This window comes from Protofrankia sp. CiP1_Cm_nod4 (genome assembly GCF_982290645.1).
Genome location: NZ_CEVIVC010000022.1, coordinates 5,549 through 11,755 on the forward strand (window position 1 = coordinate 5,549; position 6,207 = coordinate 11,755).

General features: G+C 70.5%; 7 protein-coding genes. All 7 read right to left on the reverse strand.

Annotation, left to right across the window (positions count from 1 at the left end; genetic code table 11):
- Positions 1 to 113 precede the first annotated feature (113 nt).
- Complete coding sequence (locus AC5LSR_RS06825; protein WP_493468259.1) at positions 114 to 509, reverse strand: Zn-ribbon domain-containing OB-fold protein; 396 nt, start codon at positions 507 to 509, stop codon at positions 114 to 116.
- Positions 510 to 520: 11 nt separating this feature from the next.
- Positions 521 to 1,765 (reverse strand): thiolase family protein, encoded by a 1,245-nt coding sequence (locus AC5LSR_RS06830; protein ID WP_250282844.1) that lies wholly within the window; start codon positions 1,763 to 1,765, stop codon positions 521 to 523.
- Positions 1,758 to 2,255: a MaoC/PaaZ C-terminal domain-containing protein gene (locus tag AC5LSR_RS06835; protein WP_250291848.1), complete on the reverse strand. Its 498-nt coding sequence runs from the start codon at positions 2,253 to 2,255 to the stop codon at positions 1,758 to 1,760. The genes AC5LSR_RS06830 and AC5LSR_RS06835 overlap by 8 nt, the downstream gene beginning before the upstream one ends.
- Positions 2,252 to 3,007 carry an enoyl-CoA hydratase/isomerase family protein gene (locus AC5LSR_RS06840; RefSeq protein WP_250282838.1) on the reverse strand — a complete coding sequence of 252 codons (756 nt, stop codon included), beginning with the start codon at positions 3,005 to 3,007 and terminating at the stop codon, positions 2,252 to 2,254. The genes AC5LSR_RS06835 and AC5LSR_RS06840 overlap by 4 nt, the downstream gene beginning before the upstream one ends.
- Positions 3,008 to 3,109: 102 nt before the next feature.
- Entirely contained in the window at positions 3,110 to 3,508 is a 399-nt protein-coding gene (locus tag AC5LSR_RS06845) for a metal-sulfur cluster assembly factor (RefSeq protein ID WP_250291844.1), read from the reverse strand.
- A gap of 157 nt (positions 3,509 to 3,665) precedes the next feature.
- On the reverse strand, positions 3,666 to 4,748 hold the full coding sequence (locus AC5LSR_RS06850) for an amidohydrolase family protein (protein WP_250282834.1): 1,083 nt from the start codon (positions 4,746 to 4,748) through the stop codon (positions 3,666 to 3,668).
- 75 nt (positions 4,749 to 4,823) lie between these two features.
- Positions 4,824 to 5,984: a PucR family transcriptional regulator gene (locus tag AC5LSR_RS06855; RefSeq protein WP_250282832.1), complete on the reverse strand. Its 1,161-nt coding sequence runs from the start codon at positions 5,982 to 5,984 to the stop codon at positions 4,824 to 4,826.
- Positions 5,985 to 6,207 lie beyond the last annotated feature (223 nt).

Here is a 6,207-nt window from a genome sequence, read left to right on the forward strand (position 1 = left end):
CGGTATTGCCGGTCGGCCCGCCGGTTCTGTCCGACGTCCGTGCCGGCGGAATACCGGCCCGTGGTTCCCGGAGCGCCACGGGCCGGCCCGCGGCGGGCGGAAATCCCGGATTCTCAGCCGGCCCGGCGGAACCAGGGAACGGGACGGCGCCCGATCTCGACAGCGTCCGCGCCGTGGAACTCGACCCGGCCGTCACAGGAATAGCCGCTCCACTCGCCGTCGGGATCGGGCCACAGCCGGCCGAGCAGCTGAACACCGTCATCGAGCTTGACGACACCGACCGCGTAGGGAAGGTCGTCCTCGAATCCGCTGGGCGGCCCCAGCCGCTGTACCGCGTAGCTGTGCAGCACACCCCGGCCGGACGACAGGACCCAGCTCAGATCTGTCTCGTAACAGAACGGGCAGAGATGACGGGGATACATGATGTTGCGATTGCACGCCTTGCAGTGCTGGACGACGAGCTCACCGCGCTTCAGCGCCTCGTAGTACGGCTCCGTGAGCGTTTCCATGCCGGTGTCGGTCACCGGGCCACCCCCTCCAGCAGCAGTACCTGGCTGTCCATGTAGGTCCCGCCGGTGCCGCCGCAGACCGCCCGGGTGGCGCCGGCGACCTGGCGGGAGGGGTCTGCCCTGCCGAGCAGCTGGCGCACTCCTTCCGCCAGCAGTGCGCTGCCGCCGCCGACCCCGGTGTGGCCGGCCGACAGCAGCCCGCCGTTGGTGTTGACCGGCAGCCGCCCGCCCGGTGAGAACTCGCCGCTGGCGAACATCCGGGCCGCCTCGTGCTTCGGCGCGAGCCCGAGCCCTTCGAGACCGCTGGTGAGCACCGCGGCGTAGGAGTCGTAGACCTCGGCGAGATCCGCCTCCTGGGGGCCCCAGCCGGCCTGCTCGTACGCGTCCACCCCGGCCTTCTCCCAGCCGAGCACGGCGAGATCGGCCTCCTGGCCGATGCTGTAGTGGGAGACGCAGCCGCCGGATCCGGCGATGCGCACCCAGGCGTCCCTGCCGGCGCGGCGGGCGTTCCCGGCGCTGGTCATGACGAACGCGACGGCCCCGTCGGCGAGCATGGGGCACTCGAGCGCGTGCAGCGGGTCGGTCACCATCTTCGAGTTCAGGATCTCCTCGACGGTGAGCGTCCGGTCCCTGTACATCGCGTTGGGGTTCAGCCGGGACCACTCGCGCAGCGCCACGCAGACCGACGCCATGTCCGCCGCGGTGGAGCCGCTCGCGGCCATGTAACGGCATGTGATGAGCGCTCCCACGGCGTTGAACGTCAGCCCGGAGAGCTTCTCCCACTCGCGGGGGATGCCGTTGGCGGTGAGCATGTCGATCATCTCGCCGACCGGCGCGGAGCCCCACTTCTCGGACTGCACGACCAGGACGTTGCGCGCGTGCCCGCTGGCGATCAGCCCCGCGGCGGAACGGATCGTGTTGTCGCTGGTGGAGCCGCCGGAGTGCAGCATGAAGCTGCTCTTGGCCCGCCCGTGCAGCCCCAGCTCCTCGACGAGCCGCGAGAAGATCAGATCGGCCTGGTCCGCGAAGGAGTGCAGGCACGGGATCAGCAGGATGGTGTCGATGTCGGGCACGGTGAGCCCGGCGTCGCGGACCGCGGCGACCGCGGCGTGCACGAGCTGGCCCATGAACGGGCGGTCCGGGTAGCGCCCGGACGGCAGCTCGCCGAGGCCGATGAAGACGGCCTCCTCCGGCGAGCCGCGGCCGGGCAGGGCGCTCGCCGTGGCGGCACCGGAAGCGGGATCACTGTCAGGCACCGTTGTCCTCCACGGGTGGCCGGCGGCGGGCGAGCAGGACCATGCGGAACCGCATGACCTCCTCGTCCTTCTGGTTGACTACGCTGTAGTCGAGGCGCAGCGTCCCGTATCCGGGGTTGGCGCCGGCCTCGCTCTCGACGACCTCCGCGTGCACCCGGAGGGTGTCGCCCGGGCGCACGGGCGCCAGCGCACGCAGGTGCTGGCACTCCAGGAAGGCCACGATCGCCTCGCCGAGGAAGCCCGAGAGCGCGACGAGCCCCACCGCGAAGCCGAAGGTGAGCGGGCCGTGCGCGATACGGCCGCCGAAGCGGGTGGTGCGGCCGTACTCCTCGTCGACGTGCAGCGGGTAGTGGTCCCCGGTCAGGCCGGCGAAGGTGGTGATGTCCCCGATGTCGACGGTGCGGCCGGGGGTGCGCACGGCGTCCCCGACGGCGAAGTCCTCGAAGTACCGCCTGAGACGGTTGAAACCGGAGAGCGTCATGCTGCTCATAGCGACAGCGCGGCGAGCGCCTCGTGGACGAGGCCCAGGCTGAGTTGTTCGTGCATGAGCCGCTTGAGCTCGCGGGTCAGCGCCACCCGGGTGTAACGGCGGGCCAGCGGCGGCTTGGCCGCGATGTTCTCGGCGATCTCGCGCGCGCGGGGGAGGACCTGCTCGGCCGGGAGCACCTCGTTGACCACGCCGTAGTCCAGCGCCTGGTGGGCGTCGAGCTCCTGGCCGGTGAGCAGGAAGTAGCGGCCGCGCTGCGGCCCGAGCACGTGCGTCCATGTCACGTGTGCCCCGTCCCCGGGGACGATGCCGGACGGGAAATGCGGGGAGTCCCGGAAAGTGGTGGTGTCCGCGGCGATCGTGATGTCGGACAGGACCGGTATCTCCGGGTGGATGGTGGCCGGGCCGTTGATAGCGGCGATCACCGGAACCTCGATGTCGAGCAGGTTGTTCAGCAGCCGCTGGCCCTCGAAGATTATCTGCGACCAGTCGATCGCGGTCGAGAGGCCGAAACTCGAGAAGTCGATCTCCGAGCAGAACGAGTCGCCGGCGCCGGTGATGATGACGACCTTGTTCTCGGGATCGCAGGCGACGTCGGCGAAGCAGTAGGCCAGCTCGTCGTGGGCATTGGACGTCCACACCAGGCTCTTGCCCTCGCTGTGGACGGTCAGCTCTAAGATTCCGTCTTTACGTTCGAGACGTATGTTCTGGTATTTCTTCGCGTAGTCGTCCAGTACTGGGGTGATATATGCCATCGTTCTCACTCTTTCTGAAACAATTGTTTGTTCAACATTAGCAGGGGTGCCGCCCGCCCACAAGTGAGGCGTTCCGCGAGCCCGGATCCCGCACAGGGCGGATCACGGGGCCTCCCGGCCGCGGCGGTGCCGGCCGGCGGCGCGCGGCGCGTCACCGGCCGGCATGTTCTCGGGACGGGTGCGGTGGCCCGGTGCCGGCTGTCGGCGGTCCGGCGTCCACAGCTGGGTCGTCGACACCGTGACCTCGACGGACTCGACGCCGGGCAGCGCGGTCAGGACATCGGTGATGTAACGCTTCAGGCCGGAGAGGTGCACACAGGAGGTGTCGGTCAGGACGAGCACCACCCGGACGTTCCCCGCGCGGCACTCGATCCCGTCGACCAGCCCCATCTCGCAGATGTCGATCGGGGTACGCATGAGCAGGCCACACGGCTCGGGGACCGAGCGCAGCGCCGCACGGACCCGCTCCTCGGTGGGTGCCGCCGTCCCCGTGCGGTTCATGCGCTCCCCGATCCGCTCCGCCGGCCGCGCGCCGCGCCGCCGTTCCCGTTCCGCGGACGGCCGTTCCGCGGAGGACGGCTGTTCTTCCGGGGACGACGGTTCTCCAGGGGACGACGGTTCTTCCGGGGACGACGGTGCGCGCGCCCTGCCCGGTGGCTCATCCCCGTACCGCCGTCGCGCCCGTGCGCAGCTGGCCCCAGGGGCGGGCCGCGCCGCGCCGGCGCTCGCGGGCGAACTCGTCGTCCGCGACACGGCTGGCGACGGTGGCGGCGTCCAGGCCGAGCAGGCGCAGCGCGTTCCCACCGAGGATCTTGCGGCGGTCCTCGGCGGTCAGCTGGGGGTAGCCGTGCTCGGCGACCAGGTCGGCCGGCAGCTCGTAACCGTCGAACGCGGCCAGCAGCGGAGCCGGGTGGGACAGGTTGGAGCCGCTGCCGAACATCAGCTGGTCGGCGCCGCAGGCCCGCAGCAGGGTGCCGAGGATGCGGGCGAACACGAGCGGTCTGACCACCACGTAGGCGAACACGGACTCGAGGGTCGCGTAGAGGTTGCGGTGCCGGCGCAGCAGCGTCGCGGTCTCCTCGAGGAAGGCCGCGCCCGCGTGCACCACGTGGAAGCTGATGTCGGGGAACCGCTCCAGCGGGAGGTCCAGGTCGTCGAGGCTGAAGGCGCTGCGCGGGGCGGGTGGCAGCCACAGCGCCTTGTGCACCGCGACGTTGCGGATGCCGAGGTCGCGGGCGGCCTCCAGCAGCGGGGTGGCGTAGTCGGCGTCGTCGAGCCGCCAGCCCCTGCCGACATCGTCGTAGAAGAAGGCGGGATACAGCTTCAGCCCGTCGACGCCGAACCGGGTGACCTGCTGTTCCAGCTGGGTGATGGCGGCGTCGGTGATCGGGGTGTCGACCGTGGCGAACAGCCGGAACCGGTCGGGGTAGCGGTCCCGGAACGCGGCGGCGCGTTCGGGCGCGGTCACGTGGCCGCGGGCGAACCCGAGGTTGGGCAGCGCGTGGATGACCGCGAGGTCGACCGGGCTCTCGACGAACAGCGAGTCGGCGATCGCCTCGAAGGGGAAGTCGGAGAAGAACTCGTCATGGGTGAGCAGGTACTCGGGACGGTTCTGGCCGGTCGCGAGGACGTGCGCGGCGTAGACCGCCTCGAGCTGGTCGCGGGCCGCGGGGTTCTGGTTCGCGGGCGCGAGGTTGTAGGGATGCACCACGGCATCCACCACGACGGCTCCGTCGATCATCGTCGCCCTCCGATACAAACAACTGTTTGTTACAAGGTTTCCATGGTGCTGCCCGCCCGTCAACCAGGCTGGCTCTCAGGCGTCCGGGGCCGCCGGCCGGATGCTGGCGTACTCCAGCGCCCACCAGACCTCGACAAGGGTGTCGGTGTCGGCGAGGTCGGCGCCGGTGATCGTCTGATATCGCTCCAGCCGGTAACGCACCGTGTTTTCGTGGACCGACAGCGCCCGTGCGGCCGCCGCCACCGACCGGCGTTCGCGCAGGTAGGTCCGCACGGTCTCGAGTATCTCGGCCGACGCGCTCCCGCTCCGGCCGCTCAGGCGGGTGACGTAGCGACGGAACAGCTGTTCGCCGAGTTCGGCCTGCTGCTCGACCGCGGCCCGTACCGACAGTGACGAACTGTCCACGACGCCGGTACGGCGGTAGCGCACAGCGACGTTGAGCACTCGGGTGGCCTCGGCGAACGCCTGCGGGACGCCGGTGAGCGTCACCGGCCCGGCAACCGCGATCACGGCATCGTCGTGCGGGACGGGACGGATCGCGCTGATCCCCACCACGTCGTCGTCGAACATGGTGATCAGTGGCCGGAAGCCCACGCCGGTACCGGCCGGCTCCAGCTGCCGGATCAGCCGCTGCACCCCTTCCGGGCGCTGCCGGCAGCGCAGCACCCAGTACTCCCGGTCGGGCAGGATGCCGTGGACCGCGCCGCCCTCGACAAGCTCGGCGGGGTCGGCCCCGCCGGTGAGGATGCGGTGCAGGAACGCCATCCGGTGGCGCTCGTCGCGGCGGGCGGCATCGATCTCCACCTGCTGGCGCGCGGAAACCAGGACGCTGCTGAACCGGTCCGTGAGGTCCCACAGCCGCCGGGCCCCGGTGAGCACGGCCCACGGGTCGGCCCCGGCCGCCACCGCCTCCTCGATGAACGCGTCGCGCAGCACGCTGAGCACTCTGCGGTACGCCTCGACGACGTCCTCGGAGGGGATGCCCTGTAACGCCCGGCGCTGGCCGGAGACCCGCTCGTCCTCCTCGATCTCCGGCGGCAGCTGGTCGCGCCGCTCGAGGACCGCGACGACCCGGGCGACGTTGCGCCGGCACGACCGGCGGAGGTCGTCGTCGGGCACCCGGTCGTAGGAACGCAGCGTCCGCAGCGCGTCCAGCTGCCGTTCGACCAGGTCGTCGGTGCGCTGGCGAAGCCGCTGCGCGGTCGTGACCAGCAGGCTGCCACTGGCATCGGACATCGACACCACCTCGAGCTGGTAGGAGATCTTTGGAGGGAACTCCTAATACTGGCCTCCGCTTCTCATGGATTCTCCGTATCCGCGGACGTGCCTGTTTCCTACTCTCATCGGTATGGCTGACGGCGATCAGATCACGGCGGCCCAGATCCTCTGGGATGCCGCACGGCGGTACCCCGACCGGCCCTGCCTGACCGATCTCGACGATGCCGCCGGTGCCACCGCG

What these genes read in the sequence shown, in the direction of transcription:
- AC5LSR_RS06855 (WP_250282832.1), bottom strand. Translation starts at nt 5,984, where the DNA reads ATGTCCGATGCCAGTGGCAGCCTGCTGGTCACGACCGCGCAGCGGCTT.
- AC5LSR_RS06825 (WP_493468259.1), bottom strand. Translation starts at nt 509, where the DNA reads ATGGAAACGCTCACGGAGCCGTACTACGAGGCGCTGAAGCGCGGTGAG.
- AC5LSR_RS06835 (WP_250291848.1), bottom strand. Translation starts at nt 2,255, where the DNA reads ATGAGCAGCATGACGCTCTCCGGTTTCAACCGTCTCAGGCGGTACTTC.
- AC5LSR_RS06840 (WP_250282838.1), bottom strand. Translation starts at nt 3,007, where the DNA reads ATGGCATATATCACCCCAGTACTGGACGACTACGCGAAGAAATACCAG.
- AC5LSR_RS06850 (WP_250282834.1), bottom strand. Translation starts at nt 4,748, where the DNA reads ATGATCGACGGAGCCGTCGTGGTGGATGCCGTGGTGCATCCCTACAAC.
- AC5LSR_RS06845 (WP_250291844.1), bottom strand. Translation starts at nt 3,508, where the DNA reads ATGAACCGCACGGGGACGGCGGCACCCACCGAGGAGCGGGTCCGTGCG.